The 25,403-nt window shown below is 65.2% G+C and carries 24 protein-coding genes; 17 read left to right on the top strand and 7 right to left on the bottom strand.

The genetic code is table 11. The features are described from left to right. Positions 1–201: 201 nt before the first annotated feature. Positions 202–672, top strand: a complete 471-nt coding sequence (locus JV551A3_RS26845) for a phosphate-starvation-inducible protein PsiE (RefSeq protein WP_133975380.1) — start codon at positions 202–204, stop codon at positions 670–672. A 3-nt stretch (positions 673–675) separates the two neighbouring features. Here the strand turns inward: JV551A3_RS26845 and JV551A3_RS26840 are convergent, their stop codons facing one another. Together JV551A3_RS26840 and JV551A3_RS26835 are read right to left on the bottom strand one after the other, a co-directional pair. Further along, a complete protein-coding gene (locus JV551A3_RS26840) occupies positions 676–966 on the bottom strand; it encodes a DUF3509 domain-containing protein (RefSeq protein ID WP_112250197.1) in 291 nt (96 codons plus the stop codon). Between the two features lie 123 nt (positions 967–1,089). After that, positions 1,090–1,437 (bottom strand): HPF/RaiA family ribosome-associated protein, encoded by a 348-nt coding sequence (locus JV551A3_RS26835; protein ID WP_003260689.1) that lies wholly within the window; start codon positions 1,435–1,437, stop codon positions 1,090–1,092. 232 nt (positions 1,438–1,669) lie between these two features. Between JV551A3_RS26835 and JV551A3_RS26830 the strand changes: the two genes are divergently transcribed. From JV551A3_RS26830 to JV551A3_RS26805, 6 genes are all read left to right on the top strand, one after another. Beyond that, positions 1,670–1,975 carry a DUF3649 domain-containing protein gene (locus JV551A3_RS26830; RefSeq protein ID WP_133975378.1) on the top strand — a complete coding sequence of 102 codons (306 nt, stop codon included), beginning with the start codon at positions 1,670–1,672 and terminating at the stop codon, positions 1,973–1,975. Continuing rightward, a complete protein-coding gene (locus JV551A3_RS26825) occupies positions 1,972–3,549 on the top strand; it encodes a PepSY-associated TM helix domain-containing protein (protein WP_133975376.1) in 1,578 nt (525 codons plus the stop codon). Before JV551A3_RS26830 ends, JV551A3_RS26825 begins: the two co-directional genes overlap by 4 nt. After that, positions 3,549–3,875, top strand: a complete 327-nt coding sequence (locus JV551A3_RS26820) for a DUF3325 domain-containing protein (RefSeq protein WP_133975374.1) — start codon at positions 3,549–3,551, stop codon at positions 3,873–3,875. The genes JV551A3_RS26825 and JV551A3_RS26820 overlap by 1 nt, the downstream gene beginning before the upstream one ends. A 22-nt stretch (positions 3,876–3,897) precedes the next feature. Continuing rightward, entirely contained in the window at positions 3,898–4,455 is a 558-nt protein-coding gene (locus tag JV551A3_RS26815; protein ID WP_166674304.1) for an RNA polymerase sigma factor, read from the top strand. Beyond that, complete coding sequence (locus JV551A3_RS26810) at positions 4,452–5,435, top strand: FecR family protein (RefSeq protein WP_133975370.1); 984 nt, start codon at positions 4,452–4,454, stop codon at positions 5,433–5,435. Before JV551A3_RS26815 ends, JV551A3_RS26810 begins: the two co-directional genes overlap by 4 nt. Before the next feature lie 218 nt (positions 5,436–5,653). Next, entirely contained in the window at positions 5,654–8,056 is a 2,403-nt protein-coding gene (locus JV551A3_RS26805; protein ID WP_133979233.1) for a TonB-dependent siderophore receptor, read from the top strand. 117 nt (positions 8,057–8,173) lie between these two features. Here the strand turns inward: JV551A3_RS26805 and JV551A3_RS26800 are convergent, their stop codons facing one another. Then, on the bottom strand, positions 8,174–9,049 hold the full coding sequence (locus tag JV551A3_RS26800) for a helix-turn-helix domain-containing protein (RefSeq protein WP_133975366.1): 876 nt from the start codon (positions 9,047–9,049) through the stop codon (positions 8,174–8,176). 264 nt (positions 9,050–9,313) lie between these two features. Between JV551A3_RS26800 and JV551A3_RS26795 the strand changes: the two genes are divergently transcribed. Further along, on the top strand, positions 9,314–10,216 hold the full coding sequence (locus JV551A3_RS26795) for a DMT family transporter (RefSeq protein ID WP_133975364.1): 903 nt from the start codon (positions 9,314–9,316) through the stop codon (positions 10,214–10,216). A 133-nt stretch (positions 10,217–10,349) separates the two neighbouring features. Here JV551A3_RS26795 and JV551A3_RS26785 read toward each other — a convergent pair whose 3' ends face one another. Continuing rightward, positions 10,350–11,324 (bottom strand): 2-hydroxyacid dehydrogenase, encoded by a 975-nt coding sequence (locus JV551A3_RS26785; RefSeq protein ID WP_133975362.1) that lies wholly within the window; start codon positions 11,322–11,324, stop codon positions 10,350–10,352. A 179-nt stretch (positions 11,325–11,503) separates the two neighbouring features. Beyond that, the gene (locus JV551A3_RS26780; protein ID WP_112250215.1) at positions 11,504–12,451 is read right to left on the bottom strand and encodes a LysR family transcriptional regulator; all 948 of its coding nucleotides are present in this window, start codon (positions 12,449–12,451) and stop codon (positions 11,504–11,506) included. A gap of 191 nt (positions 12,452–12,642) precedes the next feature. On the opposite strand from JV551A3_RS26780, the gene JV551A3_RS26775 reads away from it, so the two are divergent. Genes JV551A3_RS26775 through JV551A3_RS26760 form a run of 4 tightly spaced genes read left to right on the top strand, consistent with a single transcriptional unit; the run spans position 12,643 to position 17,422 of the window. Continuing rightward, positions 12,643–14,172: an efflux transporter outer membrane subunit gene (locus tag JV551A3_RS26775; RefSeq protein ID WP_133975360.1), complete on the top strand. Its 1,530-nt coding sequence runs from the start codon at positions 12,643–12,645 to the stop codon at positions 14,170–14,172. Continuing rightward, positions 14,169–16,346: an FUSC family protein gene (locus tag JV551A3_RS26770; protein ID WP_133975358.1), complete on the top strand. Its 2,178-nt coding sequence runs from the start codon at positions 14,169–14,171 to the stop codon at positions 16,344–16,346. The genes JV551A3_RS26775 and JV551A3_RS26770 overlap by 4 nt, the downstream gene beginning before the upstream one ends. 4 nt (positions 16,347–16,350) lie before the next feature. Next, complete coding sequence (locus JV551A3_RS26765; RefSeq protein WP_008097766.1) at positions 16,351–16,551, top strand: DUF1656 domain-containing protein; 201 nt, start codon at positions 16,351–16,353, stop codon at positions 16,549–16,551. Between the two features lie 10 nt (positions 16,552–16,561). Beyond that, the gene (locus JV551A3_RS26760; RefSeq protein ID WP_133975355.1) at positions 16,562–17,422 is read left to right on the top strand and encodes an efflux RND transporter periplasmic adaptor subunit; all 861 of its coding nucleotides are present in this window, start codon (positions 16,562–16,564) and stop codon (positions 17,420–17,422) included. A gap of 105 nt (positions 17,423–17,527) precedes the next feature. Here JV551A3_RS26760 and JV551A3_RS26755 read toward each other — a convergent pair whose 3' ends face one another. Then, positions 17,528–17,977, bottom strand: coding sequence for a universal stress protein (locus JV551A3_RS26755; protein ID WP_133975353.1), 450 nt, complete (start codon positions 17,975–17,977; stop codon positions 17,528–17,530). A 271-nt stretch (positions 17,978–18,248) separates the two neighbouring features. Between JV551A3_RS26755 and JV551A3_RS26750 the strand changes: the two genes are divergently transcribed. The 5 genes from JV551A3_RS26750 (at position 18,249) to JV551A3_RS26730 (ending at position 24,392) form a co-directional block, all read left to right on the top strand. After that, positions 18,249–19,157, top strand: coding sequence for a LysR family transcriptional regulator (locus JV551A3_RS26750; protein ID WP_112250221.1), 909 nt, complete (start codon positions 18,249–18,251; stop codon positions 19,155–19,157). 225 nt (positions 19,158–19,382) lie between these two features. Next, complete coding sequence (locus JV551A3_RS26745; RefSeq protein WP_133975351.1) at positions 19,383–20,924, top strand: MFS transporter; 1,542 nt, start codon at positions 19,383–19,385, stop codon at positions 20,922–20,924. Positions 20,925–20,952: 28 nt separating this feature from the next. Then, a complete protein-coding gene (locus tag JV551A3_RS26740) occupies positions 20,953–22,014 on the top strand; it encodes an HlyD family secretion protein (RefSeq protein WP_133975349.1) in 1,062 nt (353 codons plus the stop codon). Then, a complete protein-coding gene (locus tag JV551A3_RS26735) occupies positions 22,011–23,462 on the top strand; it encodes an efflux transporter outer membrane subunit (protein WP_133975347.1) in 1,452 nt (483 codons plus the stop codon). The genes JV551A3_RS26740 and JV551A3_RS26735 overlap by 4 nt, the downstream gene beginning before the upstream one ends. Before the next feature lie 135 nt (positions 23,463–23,597). Continuing rightward, entirely contained in the window at positions 23,598–24,392 is a 795-nt protein-coding gene (locus tag JV551A3_RS26730) for an SDR family NAD(P)-dependent oxidoreductase (protein ID WP_133975345.1), read from the top strand. A gap of 131 nt (positions 24,393–24,523) precedes the next feature. Here JV551A3_RS26730 and JV551A3_RS26720 read toward each other — a convergent pair whose 3' ends face one another. Beyond that, positions 24,524–25,336: an SDR family oxidoreductase gene (locus JV551A3_RS26720; protein ID WP_133975343.1), complete on the bottom strand. Its 813-nt coding sequence runs from the start codon at positions 25,334–25,336 to the stop codon at positions 24,524–24,526. Positions 25,337–25,403: the final 67 nt, after the last annotated feature.

The following is a 25,403-nucleotide window of genomic DNA, read 5'->3' as shown; positions in this document are numbered from 1 at the left end:
AGCGGGTTTACCCGCGAAAGGGCCGGTCCAGGCGACACATCACTCAAGCATTGGTGCAAAAGTCCTTCCGGAACATGGCCTCAACGTGCCTTGCGGCAATCGGTCGCCTTCCAAGCCAGGGGCCTGGCCCTTTAACTGCATGGCACAAGCGTCACACCGGTGACGCATCATCCTTCAAGACGTATCGGGGAATGGAACATCGTGAACACCAAATGGGCAGAAAAGCTGCGCAAGGGCCTGCACGGCTCCGCCGACTCGCTGGGCAACCTGTGCGTCGAGGCATTCCATTACCTGGCACTGTTCGGCATTGGCGCGATCACCGCCTATGCGGCGGTGGTGACGTTCCTGGACATGCTCGGCAAGGGCGGGGTCAGTGTCGATGACATCCTGCTGCTGTTCATCTACCTGGAGCTGGGGGCGATGGTCGGGATCTACTTCAAGACCAACCACATGCCGATCCGCTTCCTGCTCTACGTGGCCATCACCGCGCTGACCCGCCTGCTGATCGGCGATGTCTCGCACCACAAGGCGCCGGACGCAGGGCTGCTGTACGTGTGCGGCGGCATCCTGTTGCTGGCGTTCTCGATCCTGGTGGTGCGCTACGCCTCCTACCGCTACCCCTCGACCAAGGCGCTGGACGCCAACGGCAAGGAAGTGGAAGAGGGCAAGTAAGCCTCAGTTGGCGACGAAGTGGCGCGGCTCCTGGCGGGCATCGCGGGTCAGCGCGGCCAGCACCTGCATCGGGTTCTGGCTGTGCTCGATGGCCAGGCCCAGGCGAATGCTGTCGATCACCCGCTGCAGGCGCACCGGGTCATTGCGCTGAGCTTGGGTGATGAGCCGCTTGGCAACCACGCCGGCGTCGTCTGACAGGGTCAGCATGATGCTGCCGTCGAGGTTGGTGATGCTCAGGTTGACCCGGTATTCGGGGGCGAATGCAGCACTGATTCGTTCGAATGGGTTGTTCATGGTCTTGCTTCTGCGGTGAATGACTGCAGAGGTTGACCGGCGCGAACGCCAGTTGGTTCAGCGCCATTGATCGACCCAAACGAAAACGCCCGGCACGGGGCCGGGCGTTGTCTGCGGTGCCGATCAGGCGTCCGGGTCACTCAGCTCCAAGGCGCCGCGCTTGCTGCGCAGCTTGCCGTAGAAGTGTTCCAGCGCGTGATTGAGCTTGGTGGCGGCACCATCGACCGCCTGGTCCAGCGAAGTGGCGGTGTGGGTCACGGAAATCGGTTGGTGGCCTTTGGGGCGAGCCTCCATCTGGCAGCGTTTGTCATGCGGTCCGGGCTTGGCGCCGTTCTCGTCGCGCAGGTGAACCTCGATGCGGGTGAGGTCGTCTTCGTAACGTTCCAGCGAGTTCTGCAGTGTGCTGCGGACCCACTGGTCGAGCCGGGCGTTGCCTTCGAAATGGTTGCTGCTGTTGACCTGGATTTGCATGATTCAATCCTTATTCAGCTTGCTCGCATGGAGACGCGCCTAGGCCTTTGAGACCCTTGGTATTTCTGCGTCTCTTGACTCTAAGGTCAGGCAACGGCGAAACGAATTCAAGCCCTTTTTGAAAATAAATTTCTTGTTGCATTCAGGGCGGCAGGCGGCTCATCGCTCGGCCTTTGCTTATGAGAATTGAAATCATTATTATTGCAGGCCCGAAAACGCCCGGACCTTCGCCATGACGCGCAAAACTGCCGGTCTCTCGCCCAGCTATCGTCTGGCCGTGGCTTCACGCAGCCTGGCCGCGCTGCTGGGCGGCTACCTGCTGGCGTCCATGGCCAGCGTCTGCATTGCCCTGGTAGCGCCGCTGCCACGGGTCGATGCCACGCTCACCGGCCTGCTGCTGTCATTCGTCTTCTACCTGCTGGCGTTCATCTGGTGCTTTGCCTGCCGCAGCGCTTTGCGCGCCTGGCTGGGCGTGCTGGCACCAAGCGTGCTGCTGGGGGTGATCAGCGGGTTGGCCTACTGGATGAAAAACCCATGAAAGAAGGCTTCCGCCAGGCCATGGCCTGGCTGCACACCTGGACCGGCCTGATCTTCGGCTGGCTGTTGTTCGCCATCTTCCTCACCGGCACGCTGTCGTATTTCAAGGAAGAAATCACCCATTGGTCGCAGCCAGAGGTGCGCAGCCATGCCCTGGAGCCGACCCGTAGCCTGGAGGTGGCCCAGCGTTACCTGCAGGACAACGCCGGGCATTCGGGCACCTGGCTGATCCGCATGCCCAACGCACGCGAGGCCGCCCTGAGCGTGGGTTATCGCGACCCCAATGGCGGGCCACGCGGCTTCGTCACCAAGACCCTCGATACCCAGACCGGCCGGCCGGTAGAGGCACGCGACAGCCGCGGTGGCGAGTTCTTCTACCGCTTCCACTTCCAGCTGCAGATGCCATACCCCTTCGGCCGCTGGCTGTCGACGTTCTGCGCCTTGATCATGCTGCTGGGGCTGGTTACCGGCATCATCACCCACAAGAAGATCTTCAAGGAGTTCTTCACCTTCCGCCCCGGCAAGGGCCAGCGCTCCTGGCTGGATGGGCACAACGCCATTGGCGTGCTGGTGCTGCCGTTCCACCTGATGATCAGCTACAGCAGCCTGGTGCTGTTCATGTACATGGTGATGCCGGCGGGCATCATGGCCGGCTACGGCAATGACACCGGCAAGTACTTCAACGACCTGTTCGGCCGTAACGATGCGCCCAAGGCGGCCCATGTGGCCGCACCGCTGGTACCGTTGCCGAGCCTGTACGCCAAGGTGCAGGACCTGCAACCGGGCGCGCGTATTGGCCGTATCCAGGTGGAAAACGCCGGCGACAGCAATGCCCGCGTCACCTTCACCCAGTCCGCGGCTGACCATGTGGCCTATCGGCGCAGCGCCAACTGGACCTTCGATGGTGCCAGCGGTGCGCTGCTGAGCCAGGGCAAGCCGGAAAGCGGTGTAATGATGACCGCCTTCAGCTTTGCCGGCCTGCACATGGGCAATTTCGCCGGGCCCTGGCTGCGCTGGCTGTACTTCTTCTTTGGCTTGGCCGGTACCGCGGTGATCGGCACCGGGTTGGTGATGTGGCTGGGCAAACGCCAGCTCAAGCATGCCAGCAGCGAACGCCTGCCGGGCGAACTGCGCCTGGTCGAGGTGCTCAATATCGCCAGCATGAGCGGCCTGCTGCTGGCCGTGGCGGGCTTCTTCTGGGCCAACCGCCTGATCCCGATGGGTGTCGAAGGCCGAGCCGACTGGGAGGTCAACGCCTTCTTCACCGTCTGGGGCCTGTCGCTGGTGCACGCTGTGCTGCGTAGCGGGCGCCGGGCCTGGGGCGAGCAACTGGCGCTGGGCGCGCTGGCCTTTGCCTTGCTGCCGCTGCTCAACGGCCTGACCACCGGCCAGGGCCTGAACCATTCGCTGCCGGCGGGTGACTGGGCGATGGCCGGCTTCGACCTGACAGCGCTGGGCACCGGCCTGTTCCTGGGCTGGCTGGCCGGCAAGATGTTGCGCAGCCCGAAGCCTGTGGCCAAGCGGGCACCTCGTGCAGCAAAAAAGCCAAGCACTGAAACGGCGGAGGCGAGCTGATGCTGGGTAATGCATTGATCGCTTACGCCGGCTTCGTTGCCCTGTGCCTGGCCATGGAGAAACACTTTGTCGACCTGCTCGGGCGCAAGCCGCGCCCCGGGCAGTTGCGCCTGTTGCGCGGCGCGGGCTGGCTGCTGCTGGTGCTGTCGCTGGTGCTGAGCGTGCACCTGCGTGGCTGGGCCCATGGCCTGGTGGAGTGGACCGCAGTGTTGATGGCCGGGGTGACCCTGTGGGTGTTCGGCCTGCCATACCAGCCCCGCCTGTTGCTGGGCCTGGCCGCCGCCAGCGTGGTGCTGGGGCCGTTACTGGCCGTGTTCTCCGAGTGAGCCGGTGAGCGAGCCGGGCGACATGACCGAGGTGGATGCCGAAAGCGGCGGCGGGCGTGCGCGCTTCGTCCAGGTGTTCCAGGCCCAGCGGGCGCGCATGGAGGCGCTGGTGAGCCGCCGGGTCGGCTGCCGCGCCACGGCATCGGACCTGGTCCAGGAACTGTTCCTGCGCTTCTGGCGTCGGCCCGAGGTCAAGGTCGAGGCGCTGGATACCTACCTGCTGCGTTGCGCCGGCAACCTGGCCATCGACCACCTGCGCAGCGAGGGTAGCCGCGAACGCGTGGCCGAAGCTGTGCTGCCGCTGGATGAGGTGGCCATGGCCCAGGCCCCGGAGCAGGCCGTGGAGGTTGATCACGACTTGCAGCGCATCGACGCTGCCTTGCGCGCCTTGCCCGAGCGCACCCGGCAGATCTTCCTGCTCAACCGTATCCACGGCTGCAAGTACGGCGAGATCGCCAAGGCCATGCAACTGTCCCAGAGTGCTGTGGAAAAGCATATGATGCGCGCCCTCGAAGCGTGCAAGGCGAGTGTTGCCGAGCCCGCGTCCACCCCACGCCGGCCAGGGAGTGCCCGTCGATGAGCTGTTTACCGCCGATCACCGAGGCGCAGTCCCGGGCTGCACTGCAATGGCTCAGCCGCATCAACGAGCAGCCTGCGCAAGCCGAGGGCACGGCGTTCAAGCGTTGGCTGCTGGCCGACCCTGGGCACCGTGAGGCCTACGCCCAGGCCCAGGCGCTGTGGCAGAACAGCGCCGCCCCGGCGGCGCGCCTGGCCGCTGAAGAACAGGCAAAGCTGCAACGTTACCTGGATGCGATGGCCAGGCCGCCGGCCGGGCGCCCCTGGCGGCAACGGGTCGCGGCGTTGGCGATGGCTGCCTGCCTGGTGCTGGCCGTGGGCGTTGCCGGTGGTTGGCGCCCGGGCCTGTGGCTGCAGGACCTGCAGGCCGACTACAGCAGTGCTGATCAAGTTCGCCAGGTGACCTTGGCCGACCAGTCACAGGTGACGCTGGATGCAGGGAGCGCGATTACAGTCGATTTTGTGCAGGGCGAGCGCCGCGTGCGGTTGTTGCATGGCGCGGCGTTCTTCCAGGTCACGCATACCGGCGCCCCGTTCGTGGTGGAAGCTGCCGGCGGCGAGGTGCGCGTGCTTGGCACTCAGTTCGAGGTGCGCGAGCGGGGCGAGGGCGCCCAGGTCACGGTGCGCAGCGGGCGGGTGGCGGTGAGCCCGGCACCGGGCGCCGCAGCGCGTGAACTGACGGCCAACCAGCAGGTGGCCTACGCTACCGGCCGAGTTGGCGACACCCTGGCGGTGGACAGCGACAACCGCCTGGCATGGCGCCAGGGCTGGCTGAATTACTACCAGGTGCCGCTGGCGCAGGTGATCGAGGACCTGGGGCGTTATTACCCGGGGCGCATCCTGTTGCTTGATGGTGAACTGGGGCAGCGCAAGGTCAGTGGCAGTTTCCCCGTGGCCGAGCCGATGCTGGCGCTGGATTCGCTGGGCAAGGTGATGGGCTTTTCGCGGCAGACTGTGCTGGGGCGGTTGACTGTCATCAGGTAGTCGCCTGTGCCGGCCTCTTCGCGGGCTTGCCCGCTCCCACAGGAAGGGCGCAAGTTTCAAATCCTGTGCAGTGCCTGTGGGAGCGGGTTCACCCGCGAAGAGGCCCGCACAGGCAAAAATATTTTCAGATAGCGGGTGAGGTAACAGAACGTGGCATCCGTGTAATGAGTGGAAGTGCGATTCATTCGCAGTCATATCCCTCTCACAGGTCAGCGTCCATGAAGTTCACCCCGCGTTGCGTCCCTCTCTGGCTCGGCCTTTGCGCGCTCCCGGCATTTACTCTTGCCCCCTTGGCCTGCGCCGCGGAGCAACAGCAGGCGTACACCTTCGCCCAGCCGGCGCAACCCTTGGCGCAGGCACTCGATGCCTTCAGCCGCACCACAGGCCAGAGCGTCGTCTACACCTTGGAACTTCCCGGCCAGCAGGCGCCGGCGCTGAACGGCAGGTTCAGCGCCGAACACGCCTTGCAACAGCTGCTGGGCACTACCGGGCTGGCCTGGCGCCGCGTCGATGCACGCACCTTCACCCTCGAAGCGGTGGACACCTCCGGTGCCCTCAACCTGCAGGCCATCACCGTGACCTCGCAACTGGACGACCACAGCTACCAGCCACCGGCTATCGCCTCGATCATGCGCGGGCAGGGCCCTAGCCAGGACATCCCCCAGGCCATCAACGTGGTACCGGCCCAGGTCATCCGTGACCAGGCCCCCCGCAACCTCGATGACGCCCTGGCCAATGTCAGCGGCATCACCCAGGGCAACAATTTCGGTGGCACCTCCGACACGGTGATGAAGCGCGGCTTCGGCGACAACCGCGACGGCTCGATCATGCGCGATGGCATGCCCATCGTGCAGGGCCGCAGCCTCAACGCCAGCACCGAGCGGGTCGAAGTACTCAAGGGCCCGGCCTCGCTGCTATACGGCATCCAGGACCCGGGCGGGGTGATCAACGTGGTCAGCAAGCGCCCGCAACTCGAACAGTACAACGCCCTGACCGTGCGCGGGTCCACCTACGGCAGCGGCAAGAACGGCAGCGGTGGCGGCTTCGACAGTACCGGCGCGCTGGGCGACAGCAACTTGGCTTATCGCCTGATCGTCGACCACGAAGATGAAGATTACTGGCGCAACTACGGCGTGCACCGTGAGTCTCTGGTGGCGCCGTCGCTGGCCTGGCTGGGTGAAGACACCCAGGTAGTACTGGCCTATGAGCACCGCGAGTTTCTCTACCCCTTCGACCGTGGTACTGCGTTCGGCAGCAACGGCCACCCGCTGGACATCCCTGCCACGCGGCGCCTGGACGAGCCCTTCAACGACATGGAAGGGCGTTCCGACCTGTACCGTCTGGAAGTCGATCACCAGCTGGCCGATGACTGGAAGCTGCACTTCGGCTACAGCTTCAACCGCGAAACCTATGATGCCAGCCAGGTGCGGGTGACCGGCGCGAATGAAAAAAGCGGCACGCTGTCGCGCAGTATCGATGGCACCCACAACGCCATGAGTCGTGACCAGTTCGCCACCCTGAGCCTGGCCGGCAATGTGGAACTGGCCGGGATGCAGAACGACCTGCTGTTCGGTGTCGATCATGAAGACCGCAAGGTCTTTCGTGGGGACCTGATCCGGCAGACGCCCCGATCCACCTTCAGCTATGTGAGCCCCGTCTATGGCCAGGAAGTGGAAGGTACCAACGTGAAGGCCAGCGACAGTGACCAGACCGACAAGCTGCGGACCGACTCGCTGTTCTTTCAGGATGCCCTGCACCTGGACGACCACTGGATCCTGGTGGCTGGCGCACGCTTCCAGCAATACGACCAGTGGGCCGGGCGCGGCCGGCCGTTCCTGGTCAACACCGACACCGGCGGCCAGAGCTGGGTACCGCATGCCGGTGTGGTCTACAAGGTAGACGAACAGCTGTCGCTCTATGCCAGCTACAGCGAATCGTTCAAGCCCAACTCGACGATTGCTCCCTTGAGCATTGGTGGCGGCCGTACCCAGACCCTCGACGGCAGCTTTGCCCCGGAGGAAGGCAAGTCGTGGGAGCTGGGCGCCAAGCTCGACATGCCAGGCGCGTTGACCGGCACCTTGGCACTGTTCGACATCGACAAGCGCAACGTACTGGTGGCCGACGGCGACAGCCAACCCGGGACAATCATCTACCGCAACGCCGGCGCGGTGCGTTCACGCGGCGTCGAGCTGGACCTGACCGGCCAGTTGAGTGAGCGCTGGAGCCTGATCGGCAGCTACGCCTTCACCGATGCGCAAGTGACCAAGGACCCGGACCTCAAGGGCAACCGCCTGCAGAACGTGGCCCGCCACAGTGGTTCGCTGTCGGCGGTGTATGACTATGGCAGCCTGTTCGGCGGCGATCGCCTGCGCATTGGCGCGGGGGCGCGGTACGTGGGCGAGCGCGCTGGCAACCCGACCAACACCTTCGACCTGCCGTCCTATACCGTGGCCGATGCCTTTGCCAGCTACGAGACCAGGCTCGACGAGCACAAGGTGCTGTTGCAGCTGAACGTGAAGAACCTGTTCGATAAGGTCTACTACAGCTCGGCGGTGAACCAGTACTTTGTGGCCATTGGTGATGCGCGGCAGGTGAGCTTGTCCAGTACCTTCGAGTTCTAGGCATTTGGGGCTGCTTTGCAGCCCTTCGCGGGCACGCCCGCTCCCACAAGTATGGGCAGCGCCGCGGTCACTGTGGGAGCGGGCGTGCCCGCGAAGGGCCGCAAAGCGGCCCCAATATCACGAACAGAAAGCACTACGGTATTCGCCCGGCGTTGCACCGACCGCTAGGCGGAACCGGTTGCTGAAATGGCTGGCACTGGCAAACCCGCACGACAGGGCAATATCCCCCAGCGGCATCACCCCCAACCGCAACAGCTGGCAAGCCCGATGTAGCCGCCGGGCCAGCAGATATTGATGCGGCGGCAGCCCGAAACTGGCGCGGAACATGCGCGCAAAGTGGTATTCGGACAGGTTGCAGCGCACGGCCAGTTCACCCAGGGTAATGGGCTGGTCAAGGTGCGCTTCGATGTAGTCGACCATTTGCCGGCGCAGGCTCGGAGCCAGCCCGCCTTTCAGGCGCAGGCCCTGGCGCAGCCCGACCTGGTTGAGTAGCGCATGGTCGACGATATCGTGCGCCAGGCTGCTGGCCAGCAAGCGTTCGCCAGGTTCGTCCCAGTCCAGAGTTATCAGCTGGCGAAAGCGCTTGGCCTGCTGCGGGTCATCGAGAAAGGTCGCTTCCTGCAGTTGCAGCTCACGCGGTTCACGGTCGAGCAGGCGAACACAGCCCAAGGCAAATTGGGCCTCGCTGACATACAGGTGTGCCAGGCGGATCGCGCCATTGACCACCCAGTTCGATTCATGCCCGGCCGGCATCACGCACAGCTTGTCGGGTGCCCCTTTGTCGCCGGGGCGCTGGCGGCGAAAGGTGCCGGTGCCGTCGGCGATGTAGCACGACAGGGTGTGATGGCTCGGTGCCTGGTAATCGCGGGCATCGTCGCGGTTGCTCCACAACGCTGCCGCCAGCCCGTCGCCCAGGTGCGCGCTCAGCTCCAGGCGGGCATGGGGCGAGGCGTGCATGGCGTTGAACACTTGCAGCTGGGTAAGTGGGGTCATGGGCGGTTCCTCTTGCCAGCCATCCTACTGCGCCTTGGGCAGGCTTACAGCCACCGGCAGGACAAATGCGCAAGTTTGTGCAAGCGCGTGGGTGTTCGACAGGAGAACACTGAAATGCCTCGGCGAGGGCTGCGCCCTCGATTCGCGGGTGAACCCGCTCCCACAGGGACCGCGCCAGCCTCGAGAGCAGCACGGTCCCTGTGGGAGCGGCTTTAGCCGCGAAGCGCCGGGCACCGATCTTGAAAGGCCCAAGGAACCGCCGCCATGAACCTGTCACTCTACCTGCTCACCGTCCTGATCTGGGGCACTACCTGGATCGCCCTGAAACTCCAGCTGGGCGTGGTCGCCATTCCGGTCTCGATTGTCTACCGCTTCGCCCTGGCCGGGCTGATCCTGTTCGCCTTCCTGCTGCTCACTCGCCGCCTGCAGCCGATGAACCGGCGTGGCCACCAGATTTGCCTAGCCCAGGGCCTGTGCCTGTTCTGCGTCAACTTCATCTGCTTCCTCAGCGCCAGCCAGTGGATTGCCAGCGGCCTGATCGCCGTGGTGTTCTCCACCGCCACCCTGTGGAACGCGCTCAACGCGCGGATCTTCTTCGGCCAGAAGATCGCCGGCAATGTGCTTGGTGGTGGCGCCCTGGGGTTACTTGGCCTGGGCCTGCTGTTCTGGCCGGAGCTGGCGCACCATGCGGCCAGCCGCGAAACCCTGTACGGCCTCGGCCTGGCCCTGCTCGGCACGCTGTGCTTCTCGGCCGGCAACATGCTGTCGAGCATGCAGCAGAAGGCTGGGCTCAAACCCATGACCACCAATGCCTGGGGCATGGTCTACGGGGCGGTGATGCTGGCGGTGTTCTGCGTGGTCAGCGGGGTGCCGTTCAGCATGGAATGGAACGTACGGTATATCGGCTCGTTGCTGTACCTGGTGGTGCCGGGCTCGGTGATCGCCTTTACCGCCTACCTGACCCTGGTCGGGCGCATGGGGCCGGAGCGGGCAGCGTACTGCACGGTGCTGTTCCCGTTGGTGGCGCTGAATGTGTCGGCGGTGGCCGAGGGATATCAGTGGACGGCGCCGGCTTTGTTGGGGCTGGTGGCGGTGATGGCGGGGAATGTGCTGGTGTTTCGCAAGCCCAGAGTCAAGTTGGCTGGGGGTGTTGTGGTGGCCAAATAGGTGATGGGTTGCCTGTGCCGGCCCTTTCGCGGGCTCGCCCGCTCCCACAAGTACTGCACAGGCCTTCAGGGCGGTGGTGTACCTGTGGGAGCGGGCGAGCCCGCGAAAGGGCCAGGCAGGCAGCACGGGGCTATCAGCCCTTCCACACCTGCGGGTTCACCAGGTCCCGCGGCCGCTCACCCAGCAGCGCCGCGCGCAGGTTGTCGATTGCCCGGTTGGCCATGGCCTCGCGGGTTTCGGCAGTGGCCGAGCCAACGTGCGGCAAGGTCAGGGCATTGGGCAGCTTGAACAGCGGCGAATCGCTCAGCGGCTCTTTCTCGTACACATCAAGGCCCGCACCGCGAATGGTGCCGCTCTGCAGTGCCTCGATCAGCGCCGCCTCGTCCACCACCGGCCCGCGGGCGATGTTGATCAGGAACGCGCTCGGCTTCATCAGTTGCAACTCACGCGCACCGATCAGCTTGCGGGTGGCATCGGACAACGGCACCACGATGCAGACAAAGTCGGCTTCGGCCAGCAGTTGTTCCAGGCTACGGAACTGCGCGCCCAGCTCTTGCTCCAGCGCGCTCTTGCGGCTGTTGCCGGAATAGATCACCTGCATGTTGAAACCGAATCGGCCACGGCGGGCAATTGCGGCACCGATGTTGCCCATGCCGACGATGCCCAGGGTCTTGCCGTGCACATCGCTGCCGAAGTGCGCCGGGCCTACGGTAGCTTGCCAGTTGCCGGCCTTGGTCCAGGCATCCAGCTCGGCGGTGCGGCGGGCGCAGCCCATGATCAGCGAAAAGCCCAGGTCGGCGGTGCTTTCGGTCAGCACGTCGGGGGTGTTGGTCAGGGCGATGCCGCGTTCGTTGAAGTAGTCCAGGTCGTAGTTGTCGTAGCCGACCGAAACGCTGGACACCACCTCCAGCCTGGCCGCGCCTTCCAGCTGCGCCCGGCCGAGCTTGCGGCCGACGCCGATCAGGCCGTGGGCCTCGGGCAGGGCTGCGTTGAACTGGGCGCTGATGTCGCCCAGCTTGGGGTTGGGCAGGATCAGGTTGAAGTCTTGCTGCAGGCGCTCGGCCATGGCCGGGGTGATACGGCTGAAGGCCAGGACGGTCTTTTTCATCGGGCAACTTCTCTGCAAGGCAGTGGGGCGGTGGTGGTTTCTTCGCGGGTGAACCCGCTCCCACAGATATTGCACAGGCCTGGAAGGCAGTGGTGTACCTGTGGGAGCGGGTTTACCCGCGAAGAGGCCGGCAATGGTTAGCAACCTACCATTGTCCGCCCCCGCAATGCAGCAGCTTTTTAGTTGGCGATCATCACCTGATGGGTTTTCAGGTCCGCCTCATGGGCTGCCAGAATCTCTGGCAGCGAGTTGCGCAGGTACTCCACCCAGGTCTTGATCTTGGCATCCAGGTACTGCCGCGACGGGTAGATGGCGTACAGGTTCAGCTCCTGCAGGCGGTACTCGGGCAGTACCCGCACCAGGCTGCCATCGCGCAGGCCTTCGATGGCCGAATAGATCGGCAACACGCCTACGCCCATGCCGCTGCGGATCGCAGTCTTCATGGCATCGGCAGTATTGACCATGAACGGCGAGCTGGTGATGTTGACCATCTCCTGGCCTTCCGGTCCGTCGAACAGCCATTTCTCCAACGGGATCACCGGGCTGACCATGCGCAGGCAGGCGTGCTTGAGCAGGTCGGCAGGCTTGTGCGCCACGCCGTGGCGGGCGATGTAGGCAGGCGAGGCGCAGACGATGCTGTAGGTGATGCCCAGGCGCTGGGACACGAACCCCGAGTCGGGCAGTTCGGTGGCCAGCACGATGGACACGTCATAGCCCTCGTCGAGCAGGTCGGGCACGCGGTTGGCCATGGTCAGGTCGAAGGTCACGTCCGGGTGCGATTCGCGGTAGCGGGCGATGGCGTCGACCACGAAGTGCTGGCCGACCCCGGTCATCGAGTGCACCTTCAATTGCCCGGCCGGGCGGGCATGGGCGTCGCTGGCCTCGGCCTCGGCTTCTTCGACATAGGTAAGAATCTGTTCGCAACGCATCAGGTAGCGCTTGCCGGCTTCGGTCAGCGCAATGCGGCGGGTGGTACGGTTGAGCAGCCTTGTTTGCAGATGGGCTTCCAGATTGGAGACCGCCCGCGACACGTTCGCGGTGGTCGTATCCAGCTGCCCGGCGGCAGCGGTAAAGCTGCCGAGTTGGGCTACGCAACTGAATGCACGCATGTTTTGCAGGGTGTCCATGGGTCACTCTCGATGTAGAGGACAAAATTGTGTCACGAAGTAACGTAAAAGAGATGAAAAGTTGCCTTCGACCAAAGGCGGATTATCGCTGTTTTGGTAACAAAGATTCGCAGGAATCCACGCTTATCGCCAGTGCTGCCGCCCCCTAGAATTGCCCGGCCTCTTCACCTCTTCCTCGGGAAATCGCAGCTGTGCCGCGTCGCATCATCAGAACGCTCAATGCGTTCAGTGCCTGTGCCCTTGCCCTCGCCCTGAGCGGCTGTATCGGAACCTGGGGCATCGCCCCGCAAAGCAAGACGCTGCAAGCCAACACCCTGACCACCGACGCGGCCATACGCGAAGCCGCGACCGACGCCCATTGGCCCGATCAGCAATGGTGGCGCGCCTATGGTGACCCGCAGCTGGACCGCTGGGTTGCCCTGGCCGTGGCTGGCAGCCCGAGCCTGGCCATGGCTGCGGCGCGGGTACGCGAAGCCAAGGCCATGGCCGGCGTGGTCGAGTCGGCGGAAAAGCTCCAGGCCAACGGCCAGGCCACGCTCAAGCGCCACAACTGGCCTGAGGACCAGTTCTACGGCCCGGGCGCGCTGTCCGGCGCCAATACCTGGGACAACAACGCCGCAATTGGCTTCAGCTATGCGCTCGACCTGTGGGGCCGCGAACGCAACGCCAGCGAGCAGGCCGTGGACCAGGCGCACATGAGCGTGGCCGAAGCCCGCCAGGCGCAGCTGGAGCTGCAGAACAACGTGGTGCGCGCCTACATCCAGCTGAGCCTGCACTTCGCCCAGCGCGACATCGTCAAGGCCGAGCTGGAGCAGCAGGAGCAGATCCTAGCCCTGGCCAAGCGCCGCCTGGATGCCGGTATCGGCACCCACTTCGAGGTCAGCCAGGCCGAAGCGCCGCTGCCGGAAACCCACCGCCAGCTCGATAGCCTCGACGAAGAAATTGCGCTGGCCCGCAACCAGCTGGCCGCCTTGGCTGGCAAGGGCCCGGGGGAGGGGGCGCAGTTGCAGCGCCCGAGCCTGGCCCTGGCCGCGCCGCTGAAATTGCCGTCGAACCTGCCGGCCGAACTGGTCGGCCAACGCCCCGACGTGGTTGCCAGCCGTTGGCAGGTAGCTGCCCAGGCGCGTGGCATCGATGTAGCCCACGCCGGCTTCTTTCCCAACGTAGACTTGGTCGGCAGCCTTGGCTTCATGGCAACCGGTGGTGGCCCGCTGGAATTCCTCACCGGGCGCAAGTTCAACTACAACGTCGGCCCGGCCATCAGCCTGCCGATCTTCGACGGTGGCCGCCTGCGCTCGCAGCTGGGCGTGGCCTCGGCGGGCTATGACGTGGCCGTGGCGCGCTACAACCAGACCGTTGTCGGTGCGCTGAAGAATATCTCTGACCAGCTGATCCGCCGTGAGTCGATGAAGGAGCAGTCGCACTTCGCCGCCGAATCGGTCGCGGCCGCGCAGAAAACCTACGACATCGCCATGGTCGCCTTCCAGCGTGGCCTTACCGACTACCTCAACGTGCTCAACGCCCAGACCTTGCTGTTCCGCCAGCAGCAGGTGCAACAGCAGGTGCAGGCCGCCCGCTTGATTGCCCATGCCGAGCTGGTCACCGCCCTGGGCGGCGGCTTGCAGGCTGGTCAGGACGTGCCGAAAGAGGAGCGCCAGGCCGCACCGAAAACCCCGGCCACCCTGGCCATTTTCGACAAGAAGCCGGATAACGCCGAATGAGCACTTCCAGTTTGCCCGTGCGCTGGCTGCAGAGCCTGGAATGGCGCCGGGGCTTCTTTGCCTGGGCGCGCACCGACGGGGTGACCTGGGTGTACATCTTCAAGGTGCTGGCCGCTGCGTTCATCACCCTGTGGCTGGCCATGCGCCTGGAACTGCCGCAACCGCGCACGGCGATGATCACCGTGTTCATCGTCATGCAGCCGCAAAGCGGGCATGTGTTCGCCAAGAGCTTCTACCGGGTGCTCGGCACCCTGGCCGGCTCGGCGATGATGGTGGCGCTGATCGCCATCTTCCCGCAAAACACCGAGCTGTTCCTGCCCAGCCTGGCCCTGTGGGTAGGCCTGTGCTCGGCCGGAGCCATGCGCTACCGCACCTTCCGCGCCTATGGCTTCGTGCTGGCCGGCTACACCGCGGCAATGATCGGCCTGCCGGTGCTGGAGCACCCTGACCAGGCGTTCATGGCGGCGGTATGGCGAGTACTGGAAATCGCCCTGGGCATTCTGGTGTCGACCTTCGTCAGCGCTGCGATCCTGCCACAGTCAGCCAGTGCCGCCATGCGCAACGCTTTGTACCAGCGCTTCGGCGTGTTCGCCGGGGTGGTGGTCGAGGCCCTGCGCGGCGAAAGCCAGCGGGACCGTTTCGAGAGCAGCAACGTGCGCTTCGTCGCTGAAGCCGTGGGCCTCGAGAGCCTGCGCAACGTCACCGCTTTCGAAGACCCGCACATGCGCCGGCGCTCTGGTCGCCTGGTGCGCATGAACGGCGAGTTCATGGCCATCACCACGCGCTTCAATGCCCTGCACCGTTTGCTGGAGCGCCTGCGCGCCCGCGGCCCGCTGCAGATCGTGGGCGCCATCGAGCCGGGCCTGAACACCCTGGTGGAGCTGTTGCAGCCCTATGTGGGCCGGGCGCTGACCGACGCCGATGCGCTGCGCCTGACCCTGGAGCTGGCCGCCTACAAGGAAGGCCTGCAGGCACAGGTGCGCGGCCTGCGCGCCGAGTACCTGGAAACCGAGCCGAGCGAGTCCGACCTGCTCGACTTCCACACCGCCTTCGAGCTGCTCTACCGCTTCGTCGACGAGATGTACAGCTACGCCGAAACCCACGCCTCGCTGGCCGCGCACCGGCACGAACGCGAGCAGTGGGATGAGCCCTACGTGGCGCAGACCAGCTGGCTGGTATCGTTGGCCGCCGGTGTGCGCGCCTCGGCGGTGCTGTTGCTGCTGGGCAGCTACTGGCTGTTCAGCGACTGGCCCAGCGGCGCCATGATGACCCTGATCGCCACCGTCACCGTGGGCCTGTCGGCGGCCTCGCCGAACCCCAAGCGCATGTCGTTCCAGATGGCCTGCGGCACGGCGATCGGTGCCTTCGTCGGCTTCTTCGAAACCTTCTTCGTGTTCCCCTGGATCGACGGTTTCCCGCTGCTGTGCATGGTGCTGGCGCCGGTGTTCGTGCTGGGCGCGTTCCTTTCGTCACGGCCGGCCTACGCTGGCTACGGCATCGGCCTGCTGGTGTTCTTCGCCATCGGTTCGGTGCCGAACAACCTTACCGTGTATGACCCGTACACCTTCATCAACGACTACATCGGCATGGTCATCGGCATGTTCGTCTGTGCCGCTGCCGGTGCGATCATCCTGCCGCCCAACAGCCGCTGGCTGTGGAGCCGCCTGGAACAGGAGCTGCGCGAGCAGGTGCTGTTCGCCATCAGCGGCCGCCTGCGCGGCATCGGCACGGCCTTCGAAAGCCGCACCCGCGACCTGCTGCACCAGGCCTATGGCCTGGCAGCCGGCAAGCCGCAGGTACAGAGCCAGTTGATGGGCTGGATGTTCACCGTGCTGGAAATCGGCCATGCCATCATCGAGCTGCGCAAGGAGCAGGCCCGTGCGCCGGTGCACCCGGCCTACGCCGAATCGCAGCCCTGGCGCCAGGCCATCCGCGTGATGGGCCGTGCCCTGGCGCGGCTATTCCTGCAGCCCAGCGCCAGCAACCACGAACGCGCGCTGGTGGCAGTGGACCACGCCATCGCCCGCGTGCAGGCCACCGACGAGCCCTTCGCCCGCCACTTCGACACTTCGGTGCTGCGCCGCGCACAAAGCTACCTGCACTTCATCCGTTCTTCCCTGCTCGACCCACAGTCGCCGTTGGCACCGGCGAAAGGACTGCACGATGCTCCGTGAAACCATGCCCCGTGAAATCGCCTTCCATGGCGTGTACATGCCCACCATGACCTTGATGTTCCTGTTCGCCCTGGGCCTGGCCTGGGGCCTGGACCGGTTCATCGCCAGCCATGATGGCTATCGCTTCTTCTGGCACCCGGCGCTGCTGCGTCTGAGCCTGTTCGTCTGCCTGTTCGGCGCCCTGGCGCTATCGCTCTACTGGTGAGAATCCTTCGATGAAAAAGTTCTTCAGCCTGGTCGCCACCCTGTTGGTGCTTGCCGCTGCCGTGGTGATCGGTCGCCAGTTGTGGCTGCACTACATGACCACGCCATGGACCCGCGACGGCCGTGTGCGTGCCGACATCATCAACGTCGCTGCCGACGTGCCTGGCTATGTGGTGGACGTGCCGGTCAAGGACAACCAGCGGGTGAAGAAGGGCGACCTGCTGATCCAGATCGACCCTGAGCACTACCAGCTGGCGGTCGACCAGGCCAAGGCGCAGGTTGCATCGCGCAAGGCCACCTGGGAAATGCGCAAGGTCAACGCCAAGCGCCGTGCCGACATGGACAACCTGGTGATCTCCAAGGAAAACCGCGACGACGCCAGCAACATCGCCAACTCCGCCCAGGCGGATTACCAGCAGGCCCTTGCCGAACTGGCTGCGGCCGAGCTGAACCTCAAGCGCACGCATATCGTGGCCACGGTGGACGGCTACGTGACCAACCTGAATATCCACAAGGGTGACTATGCGCGTACCGGTGAAGCGGTGATGGCGGTGGTCGACGAGAATTCGTTCTGGGTATACGGGTTCTTCGAGGAGACCAAGTTGCCGCATGTGAAGGTGGGCGACCAGGCCGAGCTGCAGATGATGAGCGGCGAGCGCATAAGGGGTCATGTGGAAAGCATCGCCCGCGGCATCTACGACCGCGACAACCCGCAGAGCCGCGAGTTGATCGCGGATGTGAACCCGACCTTCAACTGGGTGCGCCTGGCGCAGCGGGTGCCGGTGCGCATTCATATCGATGAAGTGCCGGACGGGTTCTTGCTGGCGGCGGGGACGACTTGTACGGTGGTGGTGAAGCCGAGCGAGGGATGATCCGGGGTGAGGTAGTGCAGCTACTGGCCTCTTCGCGGGCTTGCCCGCTCCCTCAAGTGATGTGCTGCTCTTGGGGCTGGCGCAAATCCTGTGGGAGCGGTGCAGTTAGCTCGCGGCCCCTACCAACACTGGCACCTTCACCCGATCAATCACCTTCGCACTGATCGACGGATCCAGCATCCGCCCCAGCCGGGACAGGTGGCGGTGGCCCATGATGATCAGTTCGCAATTCAGCTCCTGCGCCTTGGCCACGATCGCCTCGACCGGCTGCCCGGCCACCATGCAGCCCTGGCAGGCGAAGCCGGCTTGTTGCAAGTGGCGCACTGCCTCGGCCACTGCGTGGTCGGCCTGGTGCTGCTCTTCGCAGGCGGCGGGGTATTCTTCCAGTTCTTCTGCGGTGTAGGGCGCGGGTTGGTCGTGGACGGCGAAGGTAGCGTCGATGGCCAGCAGCACGTGCAGTTCGTGCTCGCCGGGGTGGCAGTAGCGGCGGGCGAGGGTGAGCAGGGCGGTGGATGCAGGGGAGGCGTCGATGGCGATCAGGACGGGGCTGGGCATGTGGGGTCCTTGTTTCAGGCTGGCTAAGGGGTTGTCTGTTCTGGCCTCTTCGCGGGTGAACCCGCTCCCACAGGTGCGCCACAGTATTCGGAGCTTGTGCAGTCACTGGGGGAGCGGGTTCACCCGCGAAGAGGCCGAACCTGCCATTCCTCATTCTTGGCTCAATCCACTCTCTGAATAAATGCCCCGCCACGCACGAGCGCATTGCGTCTGGTGCAATCCAGCAACCTGCTACCATCGCCATCTCCCACAGCTGTAACGGAAAACGGCCATGCAACTCCCGGACATGAACCTGCTCGTCGCCCTCGACGCCCTGCTCGACGAGGGCAGCGTGGTCGGCGCGGCGCAGCGCATGAACCTCAGCCCGGCGGCGATGAGCCGGACCCTGGGGCGTATCCGCGATGCATTGGGTGACCCGATCCTGGTGCGCGCCGGCCGTGGCCTGGTGCCGACACCGCGGGCGCTGGCCCTGCGTGAGCAGGTGGCCGCGTTGGTGGAGCAGGCCGGCGAGGTGTTCCGGAGTGCCGACGAGGTCGACCTGCCCAAGCTTGACCGGGCCTTCAACATCCGCACCAACGACCTGTTCATCGCTCTGTACGGCGCCCAGTTGCTGCGGCGCATGCACGAGCAGGCACCGCGCACGGTGCTGCGCTTCGTGCCGGAAAGCCCCGGCGGTGATGATGACAGCGTGCTGCGCGACGGTCGTACCGACCTGATCATCAGCTCGACCGTGGACCTGGGGCCGGAGATCAAGGTGCAGAGCCTGTTCCAGACCTACTACGTGGGGCTGGCGCGACGCGACCACCCGATTTTTGAGCAGCCGATCACGCCGCACAGTTTTGCCAGTTATCCACAGATCAGCGTGTCCCGTCGTGGACGGGCCAATGGGCCGATCGATGTGGAACTGGCCAACTTCAAGGTGCAGCGGCGGGTGGCGCTGATTACCCCGAGTTTTCACTCGGCGCTGTTCTCGCTGCCGGATTCCGACCTGATCCTGCCGATGCCGGCCAACATCCTCAATAGCGTGCACAAGCTAGGGCTGCCGCTGCGCTCGTTCGAAATCCCGGTGCCGCTGGAGCGGGTGACCGTGCTGCAGGCATGGCACCCACGGTTTCACAATGACCCGGCGCATCGGTGGTTGCGGCAGACCTTGAAGGCTTGCTGCAGTGTTGACCCTTGATACCAGGTTGGCTTCTTCGCGGGCATGCCCGCTCCCACAGGGATATCACAGGTCTTGAGAGGTGCACTGTACCTGTGGGAGCGGGCGCGCCCGCGAAGCAGGCGACTCGGTTTTGAAGTGGATTGCGTCTGACGCAACATAAACCTACCGATAAGTCAGTTTTCGTAAGCATTCGACCTTCTTAGACTTGCTCCAGTCGCAAATTGTTGCTGGAGATGTCTGCCCATGAGTTCCCTGTCCGCCCCGTCTGCTGTGGTTGCCGCCGCGCCCGCGCCGGCCGCGCCTGCGCAGACTGCGTTCGGCCTGCAGGTAGTGGTCGGGCTGTTCGGTGTGTTGCTGGCCGTGTTGTGCGCGGGCCTCAACGAGTCGGTGACCAAGATCTCCCTGGCCGATATCCGTGGGGCCATGGGCATCGGCGCCGACGAAGGCGCCTGGCTGCTGGCCGTCTACAGCGCCGCCTCGGTCTCGGCCATGGCTTTCGCGCCATGGCTGGCTACCACGTTCTCGCTGCGGCGCTTCACCATGAGCGCCATCGGCCTGTTCGCCGTGCTCGGCCTGCTGCAACCGTTCGCCCCCAACCTGCACAGCCTGATGCTGCTGCGTGTGCTTCAGGGCTTCGCCTCTGGCGCCTTGCCGCCTATGTTGATGAGCGTGGCCCTGCGCTTCCTGCCACCGGGCATCAAGGTCTATGGCCTGGCCTGCTATGCCCTCACCGCCACCTTCGGCCCCAACCTCGGCACGCCGCTGGCAGGGCTGTGGACCGAATATGTCGGCTGGCAGTGGGCTTTCTGGCAGATCATCCTGCCCTCGATGCTGGCCATGTTCTGTGTCGGTTGGGGCCTGCCGCAGGACCCGCTGCGCCTGGAGCGCTTCAAGCAGTTCGACTGGCGCGGCGTGCTGCTCGGCCTGCCCGCCATCAGCTGCATCGTGCTGGGCCTGTCGCTGGGCGACCGCTGGGGCTGGTTCGATTCGCCACTGATCTGCTGGCTGCTCGGTGGTGGCCTGCTGTTGCTGGTGCTGTTCATGTACAACGAATGGTCCGAGCCGCTGCCATTCTTCCAGTTGCGCATGCTGTCGCGGCGCAACCTGAGTTTCGCCCTGGTGACCCTGGCCGGCGTGCTGATCGTGCTCTCAGGTGTGGGCAGCATTCCGTCGGCGTACCTGGCGCAGATCCAGGGCTACCGGCCGGCGCAGACCAGCCCGCTGATGATGCTGGTAGCCATGCCGCAGCTGATCGCCCTGCCGCTGACGGCGGCGCTGTGCAACATCCGCGCGGTGGACTGCCGTTGGGTGCTGGGCATCGGCCTGGCGATGCTGGCGGTGTCCTGTGTCGGCAGCAGCCTGCTGACCAGCGAGTGGATCCGTGGCGACTTCTACCCGTTCTACCTGCTGCAGGTGTTCGGCCAGCCAATGGCAGTGCTGCCGCTGCTGATGCTGTCCACCAACGGCATGACCCCGCAGGAAGGCCCGTTCGCTTCCAGCTGGTTCAACACCGTCAAGGGCCTGGCCGCGGTGATCGCCGGTGGCCTGCTGGACGCCCTTGGCACCCTGCGCCGGCACTTTCATTCCAACCACCTGGTGGACAGCCTGGGCAACGCCCCGCTGGTCGACGGTAACGCAGCCGGCCTGGCCAGGCGCATCCACGACCAGGCGCTGGTGCTGACCTCCGCCGACCTCTACCTGGTCATGGCCTGCATTGCCGTGGCCCTGATCTGCCTGATTCCTTTCGTGCCTACCCGGGTCTATCCGCCGCGCGCGGTGGCCTGAACCCTGGATGAATTCGAGAACCACTGAAATGACCAACAACCGCAAAACCCTGTTCATCGGCTCGGTGCTTGCCGTGGCCGTCCTGGCCGGCATCGTCGGCCCCTGGATGTTCGGCAGCGACCACCGCCAGAGCACCAATGATGCCTATGTGATCGCCGACTACACCGTGGTCGCGCCCAAGGTCGCCGGCTTCATCAAGGAGGTGCTGGTGGAGGACAACCAGCAGGTCAAGGCCGGCCAGTTGTTGGCGACCATCGATGCCCGTGACTACCAGGCCGCGCTGGATGCCGCGCAGGCGCAGTTGCTGGTGGCCCAGGCGCAAAGCGCCGATGCCCGTGCCACCCTCGAGCGCCAGGCGTCGCTGATTGCCCAGGCTGAGGCTGCCGTGAAAGCGGCCCAGGCCGAAGCAGCGTTCGCCGACCATGAGGTCAACCGCTATAGCCGCCTGGCCGAGCAGGGTGCCGGCACCGTGCAGAACGCCCAGCAGGCGCGCAGCGGGGTCGACCAGGCCCGCGCACGCCTGGCCAATGCCCAGGCGGCACTGGTAGCGGCGCGCAAGCAGGTGGATATCCTTACCGCCCAGGTGGCCAGTGCCGACGGCCAGCTGAAGCGGGCCGAGGCAGGGCTGGAAAGGGCCCAGCTCGATCTGTCCTACACCCGCATCACCGCGCCCGTGGACGGCATGGTCGGCGAGCGCGCCTTGCGTGTCGGTGCCTACGTCAACCCGGGCGCCCGCCTGCTGTCGGTGGTGCCGTTGCAGCAAGCCTACGTGGTCGGCAACTTCCAGGAAACCCAGCTGACCCACGTACAACCTGGCCAGGCCGTGAGTATCAGCGTCGACACCTTTGCCGGTGAGAAGCTGCAAGGCCATGTGGAAAGCATCGCCCCGGCCACCGGCGTGACCTTCGCCGCGGTCAAGCCGGACAACGCTACCGGCAACTTCACCAAGGTGGTGCAGCGCATCCCGGTGAAGATCGTTTTCGATGACGGCCAGCCGCTGCTTGCCCGCCTGCGCGTGGGCATGTCGGTGGAAGCGACCATCGACACCCGTGGCGACAAGCTGGACGGCAAAGAGGTAAGCGCACGATGAAACCGGCATTACGCTTGAGCCCGTTGCTGCTGGCCGTGTTGGTGGCTGGCTGCACTCTGGGCCCGGACTTCCAGCGCCCCGACAGCCAGCCACCGCAACAGTGGGCGCCGCTGCAAGGCGAGGCGGCGGCCAGCCAGCCGCAGGCCGAACCGCTGGAACTGCGCTGGTGGGAGAGCTTCCACGACGCCTGCCTGAGTGCCTTGATCCAGCGTGTAGCCGAGCGCAACCTCGACCTGCAGATGGCCAGTGCCCGCCTGCTGCAAAGCCGCGCTCTGCGCAGCACCGTGGCTGCCGACGAAGTACCAGCGGTGGACGTGAACGCTGGCTACAGCCGCGCGCGCAACAGCGCCGAAGGCTTGAGCGACCCTTCCGGCAAGGCGGGGAAGGAAGCCTTCAACCTCTGGCAGGGCGACCTGGTGGCCGGTTGGGAGCTGGACCTGTGGGGCCGTGTGCGGCGCCAGGTCGAGGCTGCCGATGCCACGGTCGAAGTGGCCGAGAATGATCGCCGCGGCGTGTTGCTGGCATTGCTTTCGGAAACCGCCGGCAACTACATCCAGCTGCGCGCCGTGCAGCACACCATCGATGTGACCCGCGACAACCTCAAGGTCGCCCAGCACAGCCTGAAGTTGTCCGAAAACCGCCAGGCCGAAGGGGTCGCCACGCGCCTGGACGTAGCCCAGGCCAGTGCCCAGGTCGCCTCGATCGAGTCGCGCCTGCCAAGCCTGGAAGCGCGGCGCGATGACCTGATCAACGCCCTCAGCCTGCTCGCCGCCGAACCGCCGCGCAGCCTGCAGGCCGAGTTGCTGCAGGGCGGCGAACTGCCTGCGCCGCAGCAGAAGTTCGCCATTGGCCTGCCGTCCGAACTGGCCGAACGCCGCCCGGACATTCGCCAGGCCGAGGCCCGCCTGCATGCCGCCACCGCCAGCATTGGCGTGGCCAAGGCCGACTTCTACCCCAGCATCCGGCTGTCGGGCAGTGTCGGGTTCCAGGCCATGCAGCTGTCCGATTTCGGCGCCTGGGATTCGCGCCGCTTCGCCTTCGGGCCGCAGCTGTCGCTGCCGATCTTCGAGGGTGGCCGGCTCAAGGGCACCCTGGAACTGCGCGAGGCGCAGCAGCAGGAAGCGGCGCTGAACTACCGCAAGGTGGTGCTGGGGGCCTGGCATGAAATCGACGATGTGCTACGCCTGTACAACGCCAGCCAGTTGCGCCGCGACCACTTGGCCGAGGCGGTGCGGCAGAACCGCATCGCCCTGGAAACTGCCCAGCGCCAGTATGTGGAAGGGGCGGTGGACTTTCTCAATGTGCTGACGGTGCAGGGTGCCTTGCTGGCCAGCGAGGAGCAGTGGATCGACAGTTCGGCGGCGGTGTCGCAGGCGCTGGTGGGGCTGTACAAGGCCCTGGGTGGTGGCTGGCAGGCGTTTGATGAGCAGCCTGTGAAGAAAGTGTGATTGGGCCGCTTTGCGGCCCATCGCGACACAAGGCCGCTCCTACAGGAGATCGCGTCCGCCTGTAGGAGCGGCCTTGTGTCGCGATGGGCTGCAAAGCAGCCCCCTGCGATTTCCCAGACAGACGAGGAGGCACAGATGCACATTTCCCTGAACGGCAAGCGCGCCATCGTCAGCGGCTCCACCGCCGGCATCGGCCTGGCCATCGCCATCGGCCTGGCCGAGGCGGGGGCCGAAGTGGTCCTCAATGGTCGTACCCAGGCCCGGGTCGACGAAGCCCTCAAAGTTGTGCGCGAGCGTTTGCCACAGGCGCGCATCATCGGCATCGCTGCCGACCTGGGTACCCAGGCCGGGGCGCAGACGCTGTTCGACCAGGTGCCGCATACTGACATCCTGGTCAACAACCTGGGCATCTTCGAGCCCAAGCCGTTCTTCGAGATCGAGGATGAGGACTGGCAGCGTTTCTTCGACGTCAATGTGCTCAATGCCGTTCGCCTGTCGCGCCACTATGCCCAAGGCATGGCCGGGCGCAAATGGGGACGGGTGGTGTTCCTGTCCAGTGAGTCGGCGCTGCAGATCCCGACCGAGATGATTCATTACGGCATGACCAAGACGGCGTTGCTGGCGGTGTCGCGCGGGCTGGCCGAGACCCTGGCTGGCACAGGGGTGACGGTGAATGCGGTGTTGCCAGGGCCTACACGTTCGGAAGGTGTGGGCGACTTCTTTGCCAAGCTGGCCGAGGAGCAGGGGGTGTCAACTGCAGAGCTGGAAGCCAGCTTCCTTGCCGAGCACCGGCCGACCTCGCTGATCAAGCGGCTGGCGACGGTGGAGGAGGTGGCGAACATGGTGGTGTACCTGGCGTCGATGCAGGCCAGTGCCACTACCGGAGCTGCCTTGCGGGTGGATGGCGGGGTGCTGCGTTCCATAGCCTGATTCTCTACTGCCTGTACTGGCCTCTTCGCGGGTAAACCCGCTCCCACAGGGATCGCACAGGTCTCAAACTCTGTGGGGTACCTGTGGGAGCGGGTTTACCCGCGAAGAGGCCAGCACAGGCAACCAATCGCTCAGAGTGGGCGCAACAATCCGAACCGCTTGCGCAACGCCCAATCCAGCACCCGCCGCGGCAGTAACCGGGCCATCAACGGCAATGCCGTGCTGCCATTCCCCAACCGCACCACCGCCGGCACCGGCGACTTCCCGACCGCCGCCAACACGCCTTGGGCAAACACCGCCGCCGAGGTCGGCTTGTCCTGCGACGCCCGTGCCCGTGCCTGTACATGCTCGCGCAACGGCCACCACGCCGAGTCCGCTGCCAGTACCTGCTCGGCCTGGCGCTGGGCATTGCTGGCGAACTGCGAGGCAATCGCTCCTGGCTGCACTTCCATTACCTGCACACCAAACGGCGCCAGTTCCAGGCGCAAGGCATCGCTCAGGGCATGCACGGCTGCTTTCGAAGCGCAGTAGGCGCCGGCGAACGGGGTGACCAACACGCCTGATACGCTACCGATGTTCACCACCAGGCCCCGTGAGCGGCGTAGCAGTGGGAACAATGCGCGGGTAACGCCGACCACGGCGAATACGTTGGTTTCGAACTGCTGGCGCAGGGCATCCACGCCGCCATCGAGCAGCGGGCCCATGGCGCCGTAGCCGGCGTTGTTGATCAGGATATCGAGGTTTTCCAGTTCCTCGGCCAGGCGGGCCAGCGCTTCGCTATCGTTCACATCCAGTTGTCGGGCAGTGAAGCCGGCGGCGTTCAGTTGCTCGACATCCTCAGGTTTGCGGGCGGTGGCCCAGACATGGTGGCCGGCATCTCGGAAGGCGTCGGCCAGGGCGCGGCCGATGCCGCTGGAACAACCGGTGATCAGGACGGTGGGCATGGTTGGGGCCTGTTGTCAGGAGATTGGTTTTTTCCTGTGCTGGCCTCTTCGCGGGTGAACCCGCTCC

Origin of the sequence: Pseudomonas inefficax (genome assembly GCF_900277125.1) — a bacterium.
Lineage (GTDB): Bacteria > Pseudomonadota > Gammaproteobacteria > Pseudomonadales > Pseudomonadaceae > Aquipseudomonas > Aquipseudomonas inefficax.
The sequence above is the reverse complement of the archived record's forward strand: the minus strand, read 5'-3'. Positions and strand labels throughout refer to the sequence as shown.

Coding starts and splice junctions, on each gene's coding strand:
- JV551A3_RS26840 (WP_112250197.1), bottom strand. CDS start 966: ATGAACAACCCATTCGAACGAATCAGTGCTGCATTCGCCCCCGAATAC.
- JV551A3_RS26835 (WP_003260689.1), bottom strand. CDS start 1,437: ATGCAAATCCAGGTCAACAGCAGCAACCATTTCGAAGGCAACGCCCGG.
- JV551A3_RS26830 (WP_133975378.1), top strand. CDS start 1,670: ATGACGCGCAAAACTGCCGGTCTCTCGCCCAGCTATCGTCTGGCCGTG.
- JV551A3_RS26825 (WP_133975376.1), top strand. CDS start 1,972: ATGAAAGAAGGCTTCCGCCAGGCCATGGCCTGGCTGCACACCTGGACC.
- JV551A3_RS26820 (WP_133975374.1), top strand. CDS start 3,549: ATGCTGGGTAATGCATTGATCGCTTACGCCGGCTTCGTTGCCCTGTGC.
- JV551A3_RS26815 (WP_166674304.1), top strand. CDS start 3,898: ATGACCGAGGTGGATGCCGAAAGCGGCGGCGGGCGTGCGCGCTTCGTC.
- JV551A3_RS26810 (WP_133975370.1), top strand. CDS start 4,452: ATGAGCTGTTTACCGCCGATCACCGAGGCGCAGTCCCGGGCTGCACTG.
- JV551A3_RS26805 (WP_133979233.1), top strand. CDS start 5,654: ATGAAGTTCACCCCGCGTTGCGTCCCTCTCTGGCTCGGCCTTTGCGCG.
- JV551A3_RS26800 (WP_133975366.1), bottom strand. CDS start 9,049: ATGACCCCACTTACCCAGCTGCAAGTGTTCAACGCCATGCACGCCTCG.
- JV551A3_RS26795 (WP_133975364.1), top strand. CDS start 9,314: ATGAACCTGTCACTCTACCTGCTCACCGTCCTGATCTGGGGCACTACC.
- JV551A3_RS26785 (WP_133975362.1), bottom strand. CDS start 11,324: ATGAAAAAGACCGTCCTGGCCTTCAGCCGTATCACCCCGGCCATGGCC.
- JV551A3_RS26780 (WP_112250215.1), bottom strand. CDS start 12,451: ATGGACACCCTGCAAAACATGCGTGCATTCAGTTGCGTAGCCCAACTC.
- JV551A3_RS26770 (WP_133975358.1), top strand. CDS start 14,169: ATGAGCACTTCCAGTTTGCCCGTGCGCTGGCTGCAGAGCCTGGAATGG.
- JV551A3_RS26765 (WP_008097766.1), top strand. CDS start 16,351: ATGCCCCGTGAAATCGCCTTCCATGGCGTGTACATGCCCACCATGACC.
- JV551A3_RS26760 (WP_133975355.1), top strand. CDS start 16,562: ATGAAAAAGTTCTTCAGCCTGGTCGCCACCCTGTTGGTGCTTGCCGCT.
- JV551A3_RS26755 (WP_133975353.1), bottom strand. CDS start 17,977: ATGCCCAGCCCCGTCCTGATCGCCATCGACGCCTCCCCTGCATCCACC.
- JV551A3_RS26750 (WP_112250221.1), top strand. CDS start 18,249: ATGCAACTCCCGGACATGAACCTGCTCGTCGCCCTCGACGCCCTGCTC.
- JV551A3_RS26745 (WP_133975351.1), top strand. CDS start 19,383: ATGAGTTCCCTGTCCGCCCCGTCTGCTGTGGTTGCCGCCGCGCCCGCG.
- JV551A3_RS26740 (WP_133975349.1), top strand. CDS start 20,953: ATGACCAACAACCGCAAAACCCTGTTCATCGGCTCGGTGCTTGCCGTG.
- JV551A3_RS26735 (WP_133975347.1), top strand. CDS start 22,011: ATGAAACCGGCATTACGCTTGAGCCCGTTGCTGCTGGCCGTGTTGGTG.
- JV551A3_RS26730 (WP_133975345.1), top strand. CDS start 23,598: ATGCACATTTCCCTGAACGGCAAGCGCGCCATCGTCAGCGGCTCCACC.
- JV551A3_RS26720 (WP_133975343.1), bottom strand. CDS start 25,336: ATGCCCACCGTCCTGATCACCGGTTGTTCCAGCGGCATCGGCCGCGCC.